This window comes from Mammaliicoccus sp. O-M54, from assembly GCF_022386035.1.
Taxonomy (GTDB): domain Bacteria; phylum Bacillota; class Bacilli; order Staphylococcales; family Staphylococcaceae; genus Mammaliicoccus; species Mammaliicoccus sciuri_A.
The window spans coordinates 47,139-68,210 of record NZ_JAJNJE010000006.1 but is presented as its reverse complement, the minus strand read 5'-3'; the positions used below and the strand labels follow the sequence as shown (position 1 = coordinate 68,210).

Here is a 21,072-nt window from a genome sequence, read left to right as displayed (position 1 = left end):
GTTTCACGACTCCTCGTTGTTTGTTAATCTCACTTCTAAAGATTGTTTATGTTGATATAAACCTTCTTGTTCAGCTAAAGCTATAGCACTAGGTGCAATACTTTGATAAGTGTGTTCATCTAAATGAATAACAGAATGACTCGTTAAGAAATCATTGACTGTTAAGCCATTCGAGAATCTTGCTGTTTTATCAGTCGGTAATACATGACTTGGTCCAGCAGCATAGTCACCAATTGCTTCTGGTGAGTATTGACCTAAGAACATTGCTCCGACGTATTTAATTTTACCAATATATTTACTTGGATCAGTCGTTTGAATGGATAAATGTTCTGGCGCAATATAATTAATGACATCTATCGTTTCGTTAATATCACGCGTTAAAATTGGATAATGATAATTTTTGATACTTTGTTCGATGATCTGTTTTCTTGGTGCTTGATCTATAGCTTGTTGTAGTTTCTGTTGAACTTTTGTTAAGAATGAAGAATCTGTTGAAACTAGAAATGTTCTAGCCTGTTCATCATGTTCTGCTTGCGCTAATATATCTTGAATGATGTAATCTACATTTGAATTTTCATCAGCAATAAGTGCGATTTCACTTGGTCCAGCTATTTGATCAATACCAACTACACCGTATAATAACTGTTTACTTAATGAAACAAATTGGTTACCAGGTCCAACAATTTTATCTACTTTCGGAATTGTTTCCGTACCGAAAGCTAGTGCAGCGATACTTTGAGCGCCACCTACTTGGAATACACGATCAACACCCGTAATATGGCATGCAGCAAGTATAGCTGGGTCGATACCATCTTTTTGAGGTGGGGTAACAACAATAATTTCTTGAACATTTGCTACTTTAGCAAGGGTAGCTGTCATCAGAACTGTTGATGGGTAACTTGCTTTTCCACCTGGTACATAGATACCGACTTTTTCAATAGGGTGATAAAGTTGGTAAGTTTGACCTGTAGTTACATTTTCATGTTTAATTTTTTGTTGGAAATTTTTAATTTGTTCAAAGCTTGTTTCAAGTGCTGATCTTAAAGTATCTGATATAAGGTTGATACTGTTTTTTATATCATATTGTGGGACTTCAAGTTGTTCTAAATCAACATTGTCAAATTTCTTGTTATAACGAAATAAAGCTTGGTCTTGATGTTCTTTTACATCTTGGATAATTTTTTTAACATCTTCAGTATTACTTTCGTCTGTTAATCTATCTTGTTCAAATTTATTTATGAATTCTGTTTTAGATAGCATTCATCGACACCCCGATTTCTTCTATAAATGATTCAATCATATTTGATTTACTAAAAAATGCATGTTTATTTGTAATCAATTTAGCATTGATGTCACCGATGGATTCTTTTTCAACGAGTCCATTAGATTTTAATGTCGTACCTGTTTGGACGATATCAACGATTGCATCAACCATGTTCACTACTGCTGCTAATTCTACAGATCCTGATAATGGAATAATTGAGACATCTTGTCCTTTATTTTTAAAATATGCTTTCGTCGTTTTAACATAAGTCGTCGCAATTTTTTTATATTCTGTTACTTCAGGTTTACTTGCAACAGCAAAGTGACAATAACCAAAAGGTAAATCAACTAAGTTGTTTACATTGAGTTTATCTTTTTCATCAAGAATATCACTGCCTGTAATACCTATATCAGCAATGCCTTCTTCAACATAAGTTGATACATCATTTCCTTTAACAAGAATAAATCTAACGTTCGCAACTTCAATTTGAAGTTTACGTTCTCTATTATTTAAGGCGTCTGCCCATTTTGGGTTACCATTTTCATCAATAAATTTTATGAAATCTTTTAATAAACGTCCTTTACTTAATGCAACTGTTAACATAATGACCTCCTATGATAGTTGAATACCAAATCCAAAACCTTCTAACGTACCGTTATAATGTCCGCCTGATGCGATTGGATTTCGATTGTTATTTTCATAAAGCTGAATGAAGCTCCCAACATAATATGATTTTGGGGGCATTGTTGTTATATCTAAATGTATATGGTTAATACCTGATGCTTCTAATGTCGCTTTCCAATATTGTAAAGATTTATAAGTTGGATGGTCAGTATCAGCAAAAGTTGTTAAAAAGTCTAATTGTTGATGAGTAGGTGTTTTAAGTAATTGTACGAGTGAATGATTTTGTGAAAGTAGTTTAGAAATTTTTGAAATATTTCTTTCACTAATAGCCGTAAATAATTCTTCGTTTTGTTCTTCTTTAGAAAGTAAAAGATCAAATAATTGATAATGTCCAATAACAGCAAAATCAACATTTAAATCAAGTTCATTTTGGATAAAGTCATGTATATATTCATAACATTGCAACATGTCATTCCTTTTAGGATTAAAGATTTCAACACCTAAATTTGTATATATATGTTCATTAATTGCGATAGGGCCAGCATATGTTACGGAACGTGCATCAAGGTTATATTCACGACTATAATGTTGGATTTGATCCGTCCAATCATTTCTTAAACTATAAAATGCATCGCCATTTTTCCAAATGCTTCTAGTATCTAAACTATTCAAATCATCTTGTGTTAATTGTTTCCAATGAAGCTTTTCTATAAAACTCATATCTATCACTTCGAAATCTCGAGCACTAAAATATTTTAGAAATTTAAGTTCTTTTTCTTTCTTTTGAATAACGTCATCTCTGTATTTTACATAATCCATATTATAAACCTCGCTTTTACTCTCTACCAAGTTAAAGTATTTATTTAATTATAAATGATACTATAACATGCATAACGAAACATATCAATTGAAAGTTCTGAATATTTAAAATATCAAAAAAATATATAAAAAATAAACCCATAGACATTTGAATTAGTCAAAGTCTATGGGTTTAAATTATATTATAGTGATGCGATTTTAATTTTTATGAATAGCTTAAATTACGCTTCAACTTTTGTAGGTGTTCTATGAATAAGTAATAGAATAAACACGATAAATACAAATGCAGCAATCATCGTAAAGAATATTGTGCCGTTTGATAATTGTATAATCGTTCCTCCAAGCATTGGGCCAATGATACTACCAACACTAAATGACATGGCTATCATTAAATTACCAGCTGGTAGATTATGCTTTGGTGTTAAATCTGTCATAAAGCTTACACCTAAGCCATAAAATGAACCTGTGAATAATCCGGCGATTAAGAATAATCCCATCATAATAAATGTACTCGTTGGTAAAAAGTCTCCTAACATAAACACGATGCTGCCGATTAATGTTAATCCAGTTAATACTTTCTTTCTACCATGAATATCACTAAACATACCTAATGGAACTTGGAAAAGAATAGCACCAAGACTAAATGCAGGTAAGATTAATGTAATACTTGTGACATCAAGTCCATTTCTTAAACCATAAACAGGGAAGTTACTATGTAATCCTGCTTCAAATAATCCATATAATAATGGAAACATAAACGCTATCCATGATGTTCTTATAACATCTCCAAAGTTTTTTAACGTATTTAATATACTGACTGGTCTAACATTAGATGAAGGGAATTCATTGTGTATTAAAAGGACTAATGAAATTGTTATTAATGAAAGTATTGCTGAAAGGATAAATGGTAAAGCTTCCGAAACGTCTACAAGTTTAGCTAATAGGGGTCCTAACATAAAACCTGCTGAGAAACTGAAACCATAAACAGAAATCGTTCTTCCTAATTTTTCTTTAGGTGTAATATGTGTTAACCAAGTTTGCGTGCTAAAGTGTAACATATTATCACCAATTCCAATTAATAGTCTTAAAATAAACCAAATAGATAATGTCTTTAAAGTTGGAAATAACAATAAAGATAAAGCAACTATGGCTCCACCAACTAATATCATATATTTAAACCCAGACTTTCTAACAAGCCCTTCGATAAAGAATGATGACAAGAATACACCTATATATAATGAAGTTGCATGTAAACCATTCAATGAACTTGAAATACCATTACGTTCAAAGATGACCGATATAAGTGGTAAGAGCATTCCTTGTGAAAAACCAGAGACAGCTACAGTAATTGAAAGTATAATAAATAATTTTTTGAATGAAGAATTTTTCATTTGTATGCCTCCTTGTAAATTTTACATCTTTAGTATTTTATCACAGAGGTAAATGACTTGATATATTTAAGTTACTTTTTAATTTTTAATTTAAAAAGTATGATAAAATAATATAAAATTAGATAACCTGAGGAGTATTGAATAATGTATAAATATGAAGACGATAGTTTGATGTTACACACGGATTTATATCAAATCAATATGGGTGAAACTTATTGGAATGATGGTATTCATGAGCGTACTGCTATTTTTGATTTGTATTTTAGAAGCATGCCATTTAATAGCGGCTATGCTATTTTTAGTGGATTAGAAAGAATTGTGCAATTTATTGAGCATTTTAAATTTACAGAGTCAGATATTGAATATTTAAGAGAAGTTGGATATCAAGATGATTATTTAGATTATTTAAAGTCATTGCGATTTACAGGGAATATTAGAGCAATGAAAGAAGGGGAACTTTGTTTCAATAATGAACCACTCATTAGAGTAGAAGCGCCACTTATTCAAGCACAGCTCATTGAAACTGCACTTTTAAATATCGTGAATTTCCAAACGTTAATTGCGACTAAGGCAAGTAGAATTAAACAAGTTGTTCGTGATGAAATTGTAATGGAATTTGGTACTAGAAGAGCGCAAGAAATGGATGCTGCGATTTGGGGTGCTAGAGCTGCGATGATTGGTGGATTTGATTCTACAAGTAATGTCAGAGCTGGTAAATTATTTGGTATTCCGATTTCAGGAACACATGCGCATTCAATGGTTCAAACATACGATGATGAATATACAGCGTTTAAAAAATATGCTGAAAGACATAAAAATTGCGTGTTTCTAGTAGATACTTTCCATACTTTAAAATCAGGTGTGCCGAATGCGATTAAAGTAGCGAAAGAATTAGGAGATAAAATTAATTTTATCGGTATTCGACTAGACTCAGGAGACATCGCTTATTTATCTAAAGAAGCAAGAAGAATGTTAGATGAAGCTGGCTTTACAGAAGCAAAAATCTTCGCTTCAAATGATTTAGATGAACAAACAATTACAAGTTTAAAAGCACAAGGTGCAAAAGTAACGGCATGGGGTGTCGGTACGAAACTGATTACAGCATATGATCAACCTGCATTAGGTGCTGTATATAAACTTGTAGCAATCGAAGAAGAAAATGGTGAATTATCAGATCGCATCAAAATTTCTAACAATGCTGAAAAAGTTACAACACCAGGTAAGAAAAATGTTTATAGAATTATCAATACTAAAACGAATAAATCTGAAGGCGATTATATTACATTAGAAGATGAAGAGCCGAATAAAGAAGAACGTCTAAAAATGTTCCATCCTGTTCACACTTATAAAATGAAATATATCAAACATTTTAAAGCTGTCGATTTACATCATGACATTTTTAAAGATGGTAAACGTGTGTATACACTTCCAGAAATTAAAGAAATTAGGGAATTTGCTTTTAACAATTTAGATATATTATGGGAAGAAAATAAACGTTATTTAAATCCTGAAGAATATCCAGTAGATTTGAGTAAAGCATGTTGGGATAATAAAAATAAAAAGATATTCGATGTAGCTGAAAGAGTAGCAGAAGCGATAAAGGATGTGGAAGAGTCATGAGAGATTTACAATCAATCATTGTCAAAGAAATGAATGTTAAAAAATCAATCGATCCCAAAAAGGAATATGAAGAAATTAAGCAGTTCTTAAAATCTTACGTTAAAGCACATAGTTTTGTTAAATCTTTAGTGTTAGGTATTTCTGGCGGGCAAGATTCAACATTATTAGGTAAAATCGCGCAATTAACTGTAGATGAATTAAATGCTGAAGAAAATCATCAATATGAATTTATCGCAGTAAGGTTACCTTATGGTGAACAATTTGATGAACAAGATACACAAGATGCATTAGATTTTATCAATCCAAGTAAACGTGTAACAGTCAATATTAAACCGGCAGTGGACGCGAGTATTCAATCTTTAAAAGAAGCGGGCGTTGAATTAACTGATTTTCAAAAAGGTAATGAAAAAGCGAGAGAACGAATGAAAGTTCAATATTCAATTGCTTCAGCTAATAGCGGACTTGTACTTGGTACGGATCATTCTGCTGAAAATATTACAGGTTTCTATACGAAATTTGGAGATGGTGCTTGTGATGTTGCACCGTTATTCGGACTTAATAAACGCCAAGGCAAAGCCATTTTAAAATATTTAGGTGGTCCAGATCATTTAATCAATAAAGTACCAACTGCTGATTTAGAAGAAGATAAACCTGCTTTACCTGATGAAGAAGCGTTAGGCGTAACTTATGATGCAATTGATGACTTCTTAGAAGGTAAAAAAATCAGTGAGAAAGATCAAGAAATTATTCAAAATCACTATGTAAGAAATGCACATAAAAGAGAAATGCCTTATAACCGTTACACATGGCCAAAATAATGCGTGACTTTCATAAGTTTGCTTGATAAAATGATTCCAGTATTTTGATTTATGGAGGGTTTAAATGTCAGCTATATTAGATAATCCATGGTTAATGGTGCTATCTATATTTGTCATTAATATAGTATATGTATCCTGTTTAACAATGAGAACAATTTTAACATTAAAAGGATATCGATATGTGGCCGCTGCTGTTAGTGTACTTGAAGTAGTTGTTTATGTTATCGGGTTAGGTTTAGTAATCAATAGTCTTGACCAAATTCAGAATATATTAGCTTATGCGCTTGGATTTGCTGCAGGCATCATTGTCGGCATGAAGATAGAAGAGAAAATTGCATTAGGATATATCGTTGTGAATGTTACAACAGCTGAATATGAAACAGATTTACCAAGAACGTTAAGAGATTTAGGTTACGGTGTTACACATTACGTTGCTAAAGGACGAGATGGTGATCGCTTAGTGATGCAAATTTTAACACCACGTAGATTCGAATTAAAATTAATGGATACAATTAAACAATTGGATTCTAAAGCCTTTGTAATCGCTTATGAACCTAAGAATATACACGGTGGATTCTGGGTTAAAGGTGTACGAAGCAAAAAATTAAAGGCGTATGATACGGATGAAGTTTAGAGTAGAAGACAATGAAACGATTGAAATGTGTCTCAAAAGAATGAAAGCTCAAGGTTATACACCTGTAAAAAGATTTGAAAAACCTGTATTTATTGAGAAAGAAAATGGTGACATTGAAGTTCTTAAACAAGAAATACAATTCGTAGGTAAGAAAATCAAAGAATGATTATAAATCTGGGACATGAGAATGTGGCCCAGATTTTTTTCTACTTTTAGTTTATTCTCCTAGTGTTACAATATATAATGAAAGATATTAGGAATAAAATTATAAATCACGAACAATTTTGTATTTTTTATAAACAATGTACGTGTTCGTAGAAGTCTGTTATACTATAAATGACTAAAATATGTTAGGAGAATTTATCAATGATTGAACGTTATTCAAGAGAAGAAATGGCTAATATTTGGATAGAACAAAATCGTTTTGAAGCTTGGTTAGAAGTTGAAATACTAGCTTGTGAAGCATGGAGTAAATTAGGACACATTCCTGCAGAAGATGTAAAGCTTATAAGACAAAATGCTAAGGTCGACGTTGATAGAGCTAAAGAAATTGAACAAGAAACACGTCACGATGTTGTGGCATTCACAAGACAAGTTTCTGAAACTTTAGGTGAAGAACGTAAATGGGTACATTACGGTTTAACTTCAACAGATGTTGTTGACACAGCGTTAAGTTATGTCATTAAACAAGCAAATGAAATCATTGAAAAAGACTTAGAAAGATTTTTAGAAGTATTAAAAAATAAAGCAATCGAACATAAAACGACTTTAATGATGGGTAGAACACATGGTGTACATGCTGAACCAACAACATTTGGTATTAAAATGGCACTATGGTATACAGAAATGAAACGTAACTTAGAAAGATTTAAACGAGTTCGTGAAGAAATTGAAGTTGGAAAAATGAGTGGTGCTGTTGGTACATTTGCAAACATTCCACCAGAAATTGAAGAGCATGTATGTACAGAATTAGGATTAGGTTGTGCGCCAGTTTCTACGCAAACACTTCAACGTGATCGCCATGCTTATTACATTGCGACATTAGGATTAATCGCAACATCTATCGAAAAATTTGCAGTAGAAGTTCGTGGTTTACAAAAAACTGAAACACGTGAAGTTGAAGAAGCTTTTGCTAAAGGTCAAAAAGGTTCTTCAGCAATGCCTCATAAACGTAATCCAATTGGTTCTGAAAATGTGACAGGTTTAGCACGTGTGATTAGAGGATATATTACGACTGCTTATGAAAATGTACCATTATGGCACGAAAGAGATATTTCACATTCATCTGCAGAAAGAATTATGTTACCAGACGTAACAATCGCATTGGATTATGCATTAAACAGATTTACGAATATCATCGATCGTTTAACAGTATATCCAGAAAACATGAAACGTAATATCGATAAAACATTTGGTTTAATTTATTCACAACGTGTTATGTTAACGTTAATTAATAAAGGTATGGTAAGAGAAGAAGCATATGATATCGTTCAACCAAAAGCAATGGAATCATGGGAAACTCAAACACCATTTAGAACATTAGTAGAACAAGATGAAAAAATTACAAACTTGTTAAGTACTGAAGAATTAGACGAATGCTTCAATGAGAAACATCATTTAAATCAAGTCGATACAATATTCAGAAGAGCGGGTATAGAATAAGACACATTTTACTGTACTTTAATAGGTTAGTGCGTTAAAATGCAATTAATGAACTTATATTAAACAGGGGTTGATTTTTTGCAAATTGAAAAATTAAGAGGAAAAGCATTAGATGAACTATTTGATGCAGTTCTTACACTAGAAACTCGAGAAGAATGTTATCAATTTTTTGATGATTTATGTACAGTAAATGAATTACAGTCATTGTCACAAAGATTACAAGTGGCTAAAATGATTAAACAAGGATACACTTATGCTCATATAGAAAAAGAATCAGGTGCTTCAACTGCAACAATTTCAAGAGTTAAACGCTCATTGCAATGGGGTAATGATGCATATACGATGATTCTTGAAAGAATGAATATTGACTTCGAAAAATAATCATAAATATGTATGAGGGGGAGCGAGACAGAAATCTAATTTGTGAAAAAGATTTCGTAGTCTCGCCCCGGCAAAGATGGCTAAAGTTGAAAAAGTTTGAAACAAGCGCATTTCAATTCAGTCATCTACTGCCAAATGACTAAGAGAGACTGAGACATTTTATTATGTCTCAGTCTCTTAATTGGTTAAAATAGTATAATAATAGTAAATTTTATGAAATAAGGAGCTTTACGCATGAAGAAATTATTTTTAATAATTGGCATATCTACTTTAGTATTAAGCGCATGTAGTGATGATCAGAATACAGATAATCAATCAACTAAAGAAGAACATACTCAAAAAGATAAAAAAGAGACAGCACAAAAATCTAAAAAGCAAGAACAAAAGAAACATAAAGTGACAAAGAAAGATGGCATCACATATGTTGACGGGCATGTTTTTGTAAATAAAAAAGTAGGCTTACCTCATGATTATGCCCCAGGTGAAAATAGTACTGCAAGAAATCAATTAAATAAACTAATACAAGATGGAACGAATGAAGGTTTAGACTTAGTATTTAGAAGCGGATATCGTTCTTATGAAAATCAAAAACAACTATATAATGATTATGTAGCAAGAGATGGTGAAGAAGCGGCCAACCAATATAGTGCTAAACCAGGACAATCAGAACATCAGACAGGATTAGCATTTGATGTAGGTTCAAACTCAGCAACTGATGATTTTAGAAAGTCATTCGGTAATACAAACGAAGGAAAATGGATTAAAACACACGCACATCAATATGGATTTATCATTAGATATCCATTAGGCAAAGAAAAAATAACAGGATACCAATATGAACCATGGCATTTAAGATATGTCGGTAAAGAATTAGCAGAAAAAATTTATAAGCAAGACACAACATTAGAAGAATACTTTGATTACGGTAAATAGAAGTTGTGAGAGAGATTGAATAGTCATAAGATCGTCAGAGTCGTGGCTTAAGTGGTGAATAAAGCCAAGAGATAGCTGAAGTCGTGGCTTAAGTGGTGAATAAAGCCAAGAGATCGACTAAGTCGTGGCTTAAGTGGTGAATAAAGCCAAGAGATAGCCCAAGTCATGGCTTAAGTGGTGAATAAAGCCAAGAGATAGCCCAAGTCATGGCTTAATGTGTGAATAAAGCCAAGAGATAGCCCAAGTCATGGCTTAAGTCCTGAGTAAAGCCAAGAGATTGTCTAAGTCATGGCTTAAGTCCTGAATAAAGCCAAGAAATCGTCCAAGTCGTGGCTTAAGTGGTGAATAAAGCCAAGAGATAGCCCAAGTCGTGGCTTAAGTCCTAAGTAAAGCCAAGAGATCGACTAAGTCGTGGCTTAAGTGGTGAATAAAGCCAAGAGATAGCTAAACTCACACCTCAAAACTTCACAAACATACATCTTCACCTTAACCGTAATTCAAACATCGTAAGAAGCGAAATTTTTCGCTTCTTTTTTTATGATAATTGTCCTATTTCATTTCGGAATTTAATCTTAAAAATGCTATAATTAATCTTATGATAATTAAAGGAGTTTAAGTATGTACGATATAAATTTGTGGAGTCACGTATTTAAATTAGATCCAGCGAAATCTATATCAGATGAGGACTTAATGAAAATATGTGAATCTGGTACGGATGCTATTATAATTGGCGGTACTGATAATGTTACGGAAGATAATGTACTAAATTTAATGAGTAGAATTAGACGTTATCCGCTACCTTGCGCACTTGAAATTTCTAATATTGAAAGTGTTGTGCCTGGTTTTGATTTTTATTTTGTACCGAGTGTTTTAAATAGTAATAATGTTGACTTCCATAATGGCCTGCTTCAAAAAGCCGTTAAGGAATATGGCTATATGATGGATTTTGATGAAATTTTCTTAGAAGGCTATGTTGTCATGAATGAAGACAGTAAAGTAGCGCAATTGACAGGCGCGAATACAGATTTAGATGAAGACGATTTAATCAGTTATGCAAGAATGGTGGATAAACTTTATCATTTACCTATTTTTTATTTAGAATACAGTGGTAAGTATGGAAAAGTGGAAGAGATTAAAGCTGTTAAAGAACATTTAGAAAACGCCCGACTTATTTATGGTGGCGGTATAGATAATTTAGAAAAAGCGAAAGAAATGGCAGAATATGCTGACATAATTGTAGTCGGTAATGCCATTTATGAAGATTTGAAAAAAGCTTTACAAACAGTAAAAGTAAAACAATAAAGGAAGGTTTTTATGAACGCATTGTTAGATAGAATGAATGACGAACAGAAACAAGCAGTCAAAACAACTCAAGGGCCATTACTGATTATGGCAGGTGCAGGTAGTGGTAAAACGAGAGTATTAACGCACAGAATTGCGTATTTATTAGATGAGAAAGATGTTTCTCCTTATAATGTTTTGGCAATTACATTTACTAATAAAGCAGCTAAAGAGATGAAAGAAAGAATTAGCCATTTAGTTGGTCCTGAAGCTGAAAGTATTTGGATATCTACATTCCACTCAATGTGTGTAAGAATCTTAAGAAGAGACATTGACCGTATTGGAATTGAAAGAAACTTTACAATTATAGATCCGACTGACCAAAAATCAGTGATTAAAGAAATATTGAAAAAGCAAAATATAGATAGTAAAAAATATGACCCAAGAACATTTATTGGTGCGATTTCTAATTTAAAAAATGAATTAAAAACAGCAGAAGATGCTGAAAAAGAAGCTAGTGATTTTCATGCCAATATGGTTGCTAGTGTATACAAAGGCTACCAAGAAAAATTACTTAGAAATCACGCATTGGACTTTGATGATTTAATCATGATGACGATTCAATTATTTAATAGAGTGCCTGAAGTATTGGAGTACTACCAAAATAAATTCCAATATATTCATGTCGACGAATATCAAGATACTAACAAAGCACAATATACGCTCGTTAATTTATTAGCAAGTAAATTTGAAAATATATGTGTCGTAGGTGACTCTGACCAATCTATTTATGGTTGGAGAGGTGCAGACATTAAAAATATTTTATCATTTGAAGAAGACTATCCAAATGCACAAACAATTTTCTTGGAGCGTAACTATAGATCAACTAAGACGATTTTAACTGCAGCAAACGAAGTGATTCGTAATAATGCTGAACGTAAACCTAAAGCATTATGGACGGATAATAACTCAGGCGAAAAGATAAAATATTATGAAGCGACAACTGAAAGAGATGAAGCAGAATATGTCATCCGTCAAATATTAAAGAAAAAACAAGAAGGCTATAAAAACCAAGATATAGCTGTGTTATATCGAACAAATGCGCAATCACGTGTACTTGAAGAAACGTTCTTGAAATCTAATATTCCTTATACAATGGTTGGCGGAACAAAGTTCTATGACAGAAAAGAAATTAAAGACATTTTGAGTTATTTAAGATTAATTTCAAATAGTAATGATGATATTAGTTTTGAAAGAATCATTAACGTACCTAAAAGAGGTATTGGACCGACATCAGTTCAAAAAATTGCTCAATATGCAGCGATGAATCAATTGAGTTACTTTGATGCATTAGGAGAAGTTGATTTTATCGGTTTATCTAAAAAAGTTACTGAAGAAGGCGCAGCATTTTATGAGATGATGAACAACTTTATGCAACAACAAGAGTTCTTATCAGTAACTGAAATTGTAGAACAAATACTAGAAAAATCTGGTTATAGACGTATGTTAGAGAACGAACAAACGATTGAATCACAAAGTAGACTTGAGAATATTGATGAGTTCTTATCAGTACCAAGAGACTATGAGAAAAACACACCAGTTGAAGAGCAATCATTGATGAACTTCTTAACAGATTTATCACTCGTTGCAGATGTTGATGATGCAGATTTAGAAGCCGGTGTAACATTGATGACAATGCACTCAGCGAAAGGTCTAGAGTTCAAAGTTGTATTTATCATTGGTATGGAGGAAAGTATTTTTCCACACTTTAGAAGTCTTCAATCAGGTGAAGAACATGAAATGGAAGAAGAACGCCGAATTGCATATGTGGCTATTACGAGAGCCGAAGAAGAGTTACACTTATCTCATGCGACAACTCGTACATTGTTTGGTAGATCTCAAGCGAACTTAAAATCAAGATTTTTAAAAGAAATTCCAGAAGATTTACTGGATGGCGTGAAACCAAAAACATCATTCAAGCAAAAACAAACATCAACACCTAAACGTAGTTTTGCAGGGCGTATGAATACGAAGCAGAAACCAGAAACATCATGGAATGTTGGGGATAAAGTAACTCATAAATCATGGGGTGAAGGAATGGTAAGTGCTGTGAATGATAAAAATGGTTCTGTTGAATTAGATATCATTTTCAAAAAAGAAGGACCAAAACGTCTATTAGCGCAATTTGCACCTATTGAGAAGAAAGGGGAGTAAACTATGGAAGATTTAAAATCAAGAGTTAATGAACTTCATCAATTGTTACATCGTTATAACCATGAATATCATGTGTTAGATAATCCAACTGTTCCGGACAGTGAATATGATCAATTATTGCATGAGTTAATCTCTATAGAAGAAAAGCACCCTGAACTAAAAACGGACGATTCACCAACAGTTAGAGTTGGTGGACCACCGTTATCTCAATTTGAAAAAATTAATCATGACACACCTATGTTGTCATTAGGTAATGCTTTTAATGAAGAAGATTTAAGAAGATTTGATCAAAGAGTTAGAGAAAAAGTAGACAATGTTCGCTACACTTGTGAATTAAAAATTGATGGCTTAGCGGTATCGTTAAAGTATGTAAACGGACGATTTGTTCAAGGATTAACGCGTGGAGATGGTACAACTGGTGAGAATATCACTGAAAATTTAAAAACGATCCATGCGATTCCTTTAACAATTAAAGAACCTCTTTCTATTGAAGTTCGTGGTGAAGCATATATGCCAAGAAAATCTTTTGTTTCTTTAAATGAACAAAAAGAACAAAATGGTGAACAACTATTTGCTAACCCTAGAAATGCCGCTGCTGGTTCATTAAGACAGCTTGATTCAAAATTAACTGCTAAAAGAAAGCTCGATATTTTCTTATATAGTGTTAATGACTTAACTGAAATAGAAGCGGATAGTCAATCAGAGGCATTAAATAATTTAGATGAACTTGGCTTTAAGACAAATAAAGAAAGAGAAACATTTGATGATATAGAAGGTGTATTATCTTTTATAAGTAAGTGGACTGAACAACGCAATAATTTATCATATGATATAGATGGTATTGTCATTAAAGTTGACGATTTAAGTCAGCAAGAAGAACTTGGATTTACTCAGAAATCACCAAGATGGGCAATTGCGTATAAGTTCCCAGCTGAAGAAGTCTTAACTACATTAACAGATATTGAATTAAGTATAGGTAGAACGGGTGTTGTGACGCCAACAGCGATATTAGAGCCTGTTAAAGTGGCAGGAACTACTGTTTCTCGTGCATCATTACATAACGAAGACTTAATCCATGAAAAAGATATCCGTATAGGGGATAAAGTTGTCATCAAAAAAGCAGGTGACATTATACCTGAAGTCGTTAAAAGTATTGCTGAAGAAAGAAGCGAAGATAGTGAAGTTTATCATATGCCAACACACTGTCCAAGTTGTGAGCATGAATTGGTTAGAATAGAAGGCGAAGTTGCTTTAAGATGTATTAACCCTAAATGTTCTGCTCAATTAGTAGAAGGTATGATTCATTTCGTATCACGACAAGCAATGAATATTGACGGTTTAGGAGATAAAATCATCGAGCAACTTTATCAAAATGATAAAATTAAAGACGTTGCGGATTTATATTATTTAACTAAAGATGATTTACTACCATTGGAAAGAATGGGCGAGAAGAAAGTTCATAAATTATTAACAGCAATCGAAGCTTCTAAAGAAAAATCACTTGAACATTTATTATTTGGTTTAGGTGTGAGACATTTAGGTACGAAAGCAAGTCGTGTAATAGCTGAAAAATATGAAACAATTGATCGTTTATTCGAAGTAACGATAGAAGATTTAACTGAAATTCCAGATGTTGGGCATAAGATGGCTCAATCACTTGTTACGTATATGGAAAATGATGATATAAAAGTATTAATCGATAAACTTAAACAGAAAAATGTTAACATGACTTATACAGGTATTAAGCAATCTGAAATCGAAGGTCATCCAGATTTTACTGGAAAAACATTCGTCTTAACTGGTAAAATGACAGAGATGACAAGACCTGAAGCAACAAAAGTAATCCAATCATTAGGTGCAAAAGTAACAGGAAGTGTCACTAAAAATACAGATGTTGTTATTGCTGGTGAAGATGCTGGATCCAAACTTGAAAAAGCTGAAAAATTAAATATAGAAGTTTGGTCAGAAGAAGATTGGTTAAACAAATATCGTAATATCAATGAATAGAGGTTAAAGATATGAAAAAAGGATTTCTTATTTTAGCGTCTGTAATATTGCTTACAGCATGTTCATCAGATACTACTCAAAAAGATAATCAAGATAAATCGGATAAAGAAAAAGAGCAAACAAAGCAAATTTCTACAGGTATGCAAATTTCCAGTGATTATTATCGAACATTACTACCTTTTAAAGTAAGTGCTGCTAGAGGATTAACTCAAGATAATATGATTTCTAGTTATAACAGTGAAGCATTTGAAAGTGGATTGTTAGATATAAGTAAACAAACATTTTCACCTGATGATTACTTATACAGAGATGGCCAATTCTTAGATAAAGATACTGTGAGGGCATATTTAGCACCTAAATTTACTAAAGCAGAAATCAAAGATATGAGTGATGATGAAAAAGAACAAAATAATGCTAGAGAAAACTTAGGATTGAATCCAACTCATAATGGAGAAACAGATCCTGAAAAAATAGCTGAGAATTCACCTACATATTTATCACATATCATCGAACAAGATTACTTCACAGAAAGTGATGCTAAAAAACAAAAGATTTCTGGTATGACGATTGGTTTAGCAATGAATAGTGAATATGTTTACCAAAAAGAAGAATATGGTGAAACATATACGAAGAAACTTGATAACAAAGAAGTAGAGAAAAAAGGTAAAGAAATGGCTGAAGAAATCCTTTCACGACTTCGTGTAAGAGATGACCTTAAAAATATTCCAATTAACTTTGGTATCTTTATACAGTCTGGAGAAGGTGACATCAAACCAGGTAAATTTGTTTCTTATGCTTCTAGTGAAGGCGGTAAGCGTAACGTTAAAAGTTGGGAAAAAATGAATCAAAAATATGTCACAATCCCATCAAACGATGCAGCAGATTTAGATGAAAATTTAAATTCTAATTTTGAACAGTTCAATCAAGACTTACAAAAATACTTCCCGAACTTTACACAATCAGTAGGAACAGGTAAATTTGATGACGATAAACTGACAGAACTAGAAATAAAAGTACCACTTGATTATTATGGAAAAGCAGAAGTAATTGGTGTGACTCAGTACGTAGCAGACCTATCTCAAAAATACTTTAAAGGTATAGATGATTTAGAAATCTCTATCGTAGACGGAGAAGAACCACAAGCATTAATTACGAAGACTAAAGACGATGACGAACCACAAATTCATATTTATAAATAATTAAAAAGAGAGTCTGGAACAGAGGAATGTTCCAGACTCTTTTCGTATTTTCGGAAATATGGGCCTGAACATTGCAAGTGGGGTGTGACAAGCAATGTTCAGGAGCTCGAATTTATCAAGACTGCCCAAACAAGATAAATATGAGCCCTGTATTTATCAAGATTGACCAAACAAGATAAATATGAGCCCTGTATTTATCAAGACTGCCCAAACAAGATAAATATGAGCCCTGTATTTATCAAGATTGGCCAAACAAGATAAATATGAGCTCTGTATTTATCAAGACTTACGAAACAAGATAAATAGAAGGTCTGTATTTATCAAGACTAGCGAAACAAGATAAATATGAGCTTCGTATTTATCAAGACTAGCGAAACAAGATAAATATGAGCTCTGTATTTATCAAGACTGGCCAAACAAGATAAATATGAGCTCTGTATTTATCAAGACTGGCCAAACAAGATAAATATGAGCTTCGTATTTATCAAGACTAGCGAAACAAGATAAATATGAGCTTCGTATTTATCAAGACAGGCCAAACAAGATAAATATGAGCCTCCTATATTGCTAGACTGTCCAAACAAGCAACATAGAACGCCCATATATTGCAAGACTGTCCAAACAAGCAACATAGATCGCCCATATATTGCAAGACTCCCTAAACAAGCAACATAGAAGCTCCCTATGTTGCAAGACTCCCTAAACAAGCAACATAGCCCCCAATGTTACAGCTATTTTTCCATAAAAAAGACTGGCACATTATATGTACCAGTCTCTTCCATATTAATCTTCTTTTAAGATACGTTTCATACGATCTAAGTTATCAATAACTTCTTTGTCTGGCTTTTTAGTAAATGAACTTACAATAACTGTAACGACGATGTTTGTGAAGAATCCTGGGATAATTTCGTATAATTCGAAAATACCGCCATGACTTTTCATCATAATCCAGAATAGTACGACGATTGAAGACGTAACCATACCTGCGATTGCACCGTTTTTCGTTAAGCCTTTCCAGTATAATGACATTAATACAAGTGGTCCAAATGCTGCACCGAATCCTGCCCAAGCATTACCTACAAGGTTAAGGATAGTGTCGTTTGGAGTCCAAGCAAGTAATATTGCCACAACTGCTACAGCTAATACTGCAAATCTACCTACCATAACAAATTCTTTATCTCTATCTGGTTCATAACCACGTTTTTTAGTTATGATTTTATAGAAGTCTTGTGTTAAAGCACTTGATGTAACGAGTAATTGAGATGAAATTGTACTCATAATAGCTGCTAAAATTGCTGCTAAGAAGAACCCGCCAACTAATGGGTGGAATAACACTTGACTCATTAAGATGAAGATTGTTTCTGGGTTATCAATTGTTTGGCTCGTGTCATGAATGTATGCAATACCAGTTAAACCAACTAAACATGCACCTAATAATGAAACTGCCATCCAACCGATACCGAATCTTCTTGCTGTTGGTAATTGTTTATGTGATTTAATAGACATAAATCTTACAATAATATGTGGTTGTCCAAAATAACCAAGTCCCCATGCAATTAATCCTATGATACTTACAACTGAAGTTCCTTTAAACCAATCTAAGTTTGTTGGTTTAACTTCTGCTACAGTGTGGAAAGTATCTAACCCGTTTAAAGTTAATAATGCTGCGATAGGTACCATAACCATCGCTATTAACATGATCACACCTTGGAAGAAGTCTGTTAGAGAAACAGCTAAATATCCTCCGAAGAATGTATATATTACAACGATACCAGCAGTTAAGATAATACCAAGACGATAATCCATACCAAATGCACTTTCGAATAAAGTACCGCCTGAAACCATACCAACTGAAGTATATAGTGTAAAGAATACTACAATGATAATACCTGAAATAATTTTTAAAGCATGTGTATTATCTGCAACACGTTTCTCGAAGAAGTCTGGAATGGTAATAGCATTTCCAGTATGTTCAGTATATACACGTAATTTCGGTGCTACTAATATGTAATTTAACCATGCACCTACTGTTAAACCGATAGCAAGCCAAGTTGCTGATAATCCAATACTGTAAACTTCACCAGGAAGTCCCATAATCATCCAACCACTCATATCGGATGCACCAGCGGATAATGCTGTTACATAAGGACCTATACTACGGCCACCTAACATGTACTCATCTAAATTGCTTGTTGATTGTTTATAAGCATAATAACCAATTGCTAATAGAACAACAAAATAGACTATAATCATGAAATAAGTTTGCCAGCCTGAAGCAACTCCAGTGCTCGCATCAATTTGTCCTAAAATAAACATATTCCCGCTCCTTTATTTAAATATTTTAAAGTTGCACGTTGACCATTATACACAAATGAAATAATAATCAAAGGGTAAAAAGTAAATTATCCGTATATTCAGTTTATCATTTATATAGAATGATGTCACAATTTGTTCATATTTAATATTGCTCTATGCCTTGCGGTGTAAATGTTTACAAAGGATATGCATATGACTTATTTTGCTCATAAAATTACGATGTAAACTTTTTTAAAAATTTTTAGCTTTTTAAAATTTGTTCCATGTCGTCAAACTTTTTAAGGTCATATTCAACAGGTGGTTTCGTCATTAAACTCACAATAACTGTTACAATCATACTTGAAATAAATCCAGGTATGATTTCGTAAAATTCAAAAATGCCACCATGATCTTTCATGAGTATCCAGAAAATAACGACTAATGAACCAGTCAAAATTCCTGCAATCGCGCCGTATTTAGTTAGACGTTTCCAATATAGTGATAATAATACTAAAGGTCCAAATGCTGCACCGAATCCAGCCCAAGCATTACCAACTAAATTTAAAATTGTATCATTTGGATTCCACGCGATATACATCGCAACGATTGATACAAGTAAAACAGATAAGCGTCCTACAAGAACGAATTCCTTTTCATGACTTTTATCTTGTAACGTTTTTCTGCGCAATAACATGTAAAAGTCTTGCGTTAATGCACTAGATGTTACAAGAAGCTGTGAAGAAATTGTACTCATAATCGCAGCTAAAATTGCTGCTAAGAAGAACCCTGCAATGAGTGGATGGAATAAAATTTGACTCATCACGATAAAGATTGTTTCTGGGTTTTTAACTTCTATATTAGTGTGTTCAACAAAAGCAATACCAATTAATCCTGTCATACAAGCACCTAATAAAGAAATTGCCATCCATGAAATACCAATTCTACGCGCTCTAGGCATTAGTTTATGCGTTTTGATAGACATAAAACGTACTATAATATGTGGTTGACCGAAGTAACCTAATCCCCAAGCGAGTAAACTGATGATACCAACTGTTGTTGTACCTTTGAACCAATCTAAATTCGTAGGCTTTAAATCACCAACTTCACTAAACGTGTCTAGACCATTTAACTTTAACAACGCAACGATAGGTACTAATACCAATGCTAAGATCATAATGACACCTTGGAAGAAGTCCGTTAATGATACAGCTAAATAACCGCCGAAAAGTGTATACAAAATAACAATACTAGCGGCTATAAATAAACCGACATGGTAATCTAGTCCAAATGCACTATTAAATAGTACGCCACCAGCTACCATTCCAGAATGTGTGTATAACGTAAAGAATACAACGATAACTAATCCTGAAATAACTTTAACGATTCTTGTATGATCTGATAATCTTTTTTCGAAAAAGTCAGGTAAAGTAATAGCGTTATCAGTCAGTTCAGTATAAATTCTCAAACGTGATGCAACGAGTATGTAATTAAGCCAAGCACCTATTGTAAGACCAATCGCAATCCAAGTTGCTGATAGACCAATACTATATACAGATCCCGGCAAGCCCATAATCATCCAACCACTCATGTCTGAAGCACCTGCTGATAGGGCAGTAACAAGTGCACCTAAATCTCTGCCGCCTAACATATATTCATCAAGCGTACTTGTCGAACGTTTGTAAGCATAAAATCCAATTGCTAATAAAATGGCAAAATAAATAGCAATCATGACGTATGTTTCCCAAGAAGTTTCGACTTTAACATTCTTAAAAGTATTTCCAAGTATAAACATGAAAAACCACCTCTCACTCATTGACATAAAATTCAGAAAAAATTCTGATAATTTATTATACACAATGTATGCGCTTTCATGTAGTTAATTTTTAATAACTTTAGATTTTTATATGAAAATTTGTTAAAATTATATGAT

The 21,072-nt window shown here is 32.9% G+C and carries 17 protein-coding genes; 11 read left to right on the top strand and 6 right to left on the bottom strand.

Annotation, left to right across the window (positions count from 1 at the left end):
• Window positions 1-3 precede the first annotated feature (3 nt).
• The 4 genes from hisD to LQ673_RS10915 form a co-directional block, all read right to left on the bottom strand.
• On the bottom strand, window positions 4-1,260 hold the full coding sequence (gene hisD, locus LQ673_RS10930) for a histidinol dehydrogenase (protein ID WP_191836601.1): 1,257 nt from the start codon (window positions 1,258-1,260) through the stop codon (window positions 4-6).
• Window positions 1,250-1,867 carry an ATP phosphoribosyltransferase gene (gene hisG, locus LQ673_RS10925; protein ID WP_025905120.1) on the bottom strand — a complete coding sequence of 206 codons (618 nt, stop codon included), beginning with the start codon at window positions 1,865-1,867 and terminating at the stop codon, window positions 1,250-1,252. Before hisG ends, hisD begins: the two co-directional genes overlap by 11 nt.
• Window positions 1,868-1,876: 9 nt before the next feature.
• On the bottom strand, window positions 1,877-2,707 hold the full coding sequence (locus LQ673_RS10920) for an ATP phosphoribosyltransferase regulatory subunit (protein ID WP_037589512.1): 831 nt from the start codon (window positions 2,705-2,707) through the stop codon (window positions 1,877-1,879).
• 221 nt (window positions 2,708-2,928) lie between these two features.
• Window positions 2,929-4,098 carry an MFS transporter gene (locus tag LQ673_RS10915; RefSeq protein ID WP_191836600.1) on the bottom strand — a complete coding sequence of 390 codons (1,170 nt, stop codon included), beginning with the start codon at window positions 4,096-4,098 and terminating at the stop codon, window positions 2,929-2,931.
• A gap of 144 nt (window positions 4,099-4,242) precedes the next feature.
• Between LQ673_RS10915 and LQ673_RS10910 the strand changes: the two genes are divergently transcribed.
• From LQ673_RS10910 to LQ673_RS10860, 11 genes are all read left to right on the top strand, one after another.
• A complete protein-coding gene (locus tag LQ673_RS10910) occupies window positions 4,243-5,718 on the top strand; it encodes a nicotinate phosphoribosyltransferase (protein ID WP_037589510.1) in 1,476 nt (491 codons plus the stop codon).
• Window positions 5,715-6,536, top strand: coding sequence for an ammonia-dependent NAD(+) synthetase (nadE, locus tag LQ673_RS10905; RefSeq protein WP_037589509.1), 822 nt, complete (start codon window positions 5,715-5,717; stop codon window positions 6,534-6,536). Before LQ673_RS10910 ends, nadE begins: the two co-directional genes overlap by 4 nt.
• Before the next feature lie 64 nt (window positions 6,537-6,600).
• Window positions 6,601-7,170 (top strand): DUF2179 domain-containing protein, encoded by a 570-nt coding sequence (locus tag LQ673_RS10900; protein WP_025905125.1) that lies wholly within the window; start codon window positions 6,601-6,603, stop codon window positions 7,168-7,170.
• Window positions 7,160-7,336 (top strand): NETI motif-containing protein, encoded by a 177-nt coding sequence (locus tag LQ673_RS10895; protein ID WP_049320405.1) that lies wholly within the window; start codon window positions 7,160-7,162, stop codon window positions 7,334-7,336. The genes LQ673_RS10900 and LQ673_RS10895 overlap by 11 nt, the downstream gene beginning before the upstream one ends.
• A gap of 200 nt (window positions 7,337-7,536) precedes the next feature.
• Window positions 7,537-8,832: an adenylosuccinate lyase gene (gene purB, locus LQ673_RS10890; RefSeq protein ID WP_239745051.1), complete on the top strand. Its 1,296-nt coding sequence runs from the start codon at window positions 7,537-7,539 to the stop codon at window positions 8,830-8,832.
• 78 nt (window positions 8,833-8,910) lie between these two features.
• The gene (locus tag LQ673_RS10885) at window positions 8,911-9,213 is read left to right on the top strand and encodes a YerC/YecD family TrpR-related protein (protein ID WP_025905127.1); all 303 of its coding nucleotides are present in this window, start codon (window positions 8,911-8,913) and stop codon (window positions 9,211-9,213) included.
• 234 nt (window positions 9,214-9,447) lie between these two features.
• Entirely contained in the window at window positions 9,448-10,146 is a 699-nt protein-coding gene (locus LQ673_RS10880) for a M15 family metallopeptidase (RefSeq protein ID WP_191836599.1), read from the top strand.
• A 618-nt stretch (window positions 10,147-10,764) separates the two neighbouring features.
• Window positions 10,765-11,448: a heptaprenylglyceryl phosphate synthase gene (gene pcrB / locus LQ673_RS10875; RefSeq protein WP_191836598.1), complete on the top strand. Its 684-nt coding sequence runs from the start codon at window positions 10,765-10,767 to the stop codon at window positions 11,446-11,448.
• Between the two features lie 12 nt (window positions 11,449-11,460).
• Window positions 11,461-13,641, top strand: coding sequence for a DNA helicase PcrA (gene pcrA, locus LQ673_RS10870; protein ID WP_049320401.1), 2,181 nt, complete (start codon window positions 11,461-11,463; stop codon window positions 13,639-13,641).
• Window positions 13,642-13,644: 3 nt separating this feature from the next.
• Complete coding sequence (gene ligA / locus LQ673_RS10865) at window positions 13,645-15,648, top strand: NAD-dependent DNA ligase LigA (protein ID WP_191836597.1); 2,004 nt, start codon at window positions 13,645-13,647, stop codon at window positions 15,646-15,648.
• An 11-nt stretch (window positions 15,649-15,659) separates the two neighbouring features.
• A complete protein-coding gene (locus LQ673_RS10860) occupies window positions 15,660-16,847 on the top strand; it encodes a CamS family sex pheromone protein (RefSeq protein ID WP_191836596.1) in 1,188 nt (395 codons plus the stop codon).
• Window positions 16,848-17,630: 783 nt separating this feature from the next.
• Here the strand turns inward: LQ673_RS10860 and putP (LQ673_RS10855) are convergent.
• Window positions 17,631-19,163 carry a sodium/proline symporter PutP gene (gene putP / locus LQ673_RS10855; protein WP_037590582.1) on the bottom strand — a complete coding sequence of 511 codons (1,533 nt, stop codon included), beginning with the start codon at window positions 19,161-19,163 and terminating at the stop codon, window positions 17,631-17,633.
• A 241-nt stretch (window positions 19,164-19,404) separates the two neighbouring features.
• Window positions 19,405-20,934: a sodium/proline symporter PutP gene (gene putP / locus LQ673_RS10850; RefSeq protein WP_037590581.1), complete on the bottom strand. Its 1,530-nt coding sequence runs from the start codon at window positions 20,932-20,934 to the stop codon at window positions 19,405-19,407.
• Window positions 20,935-21,072 lie beyond the last annotated feature (138 nt).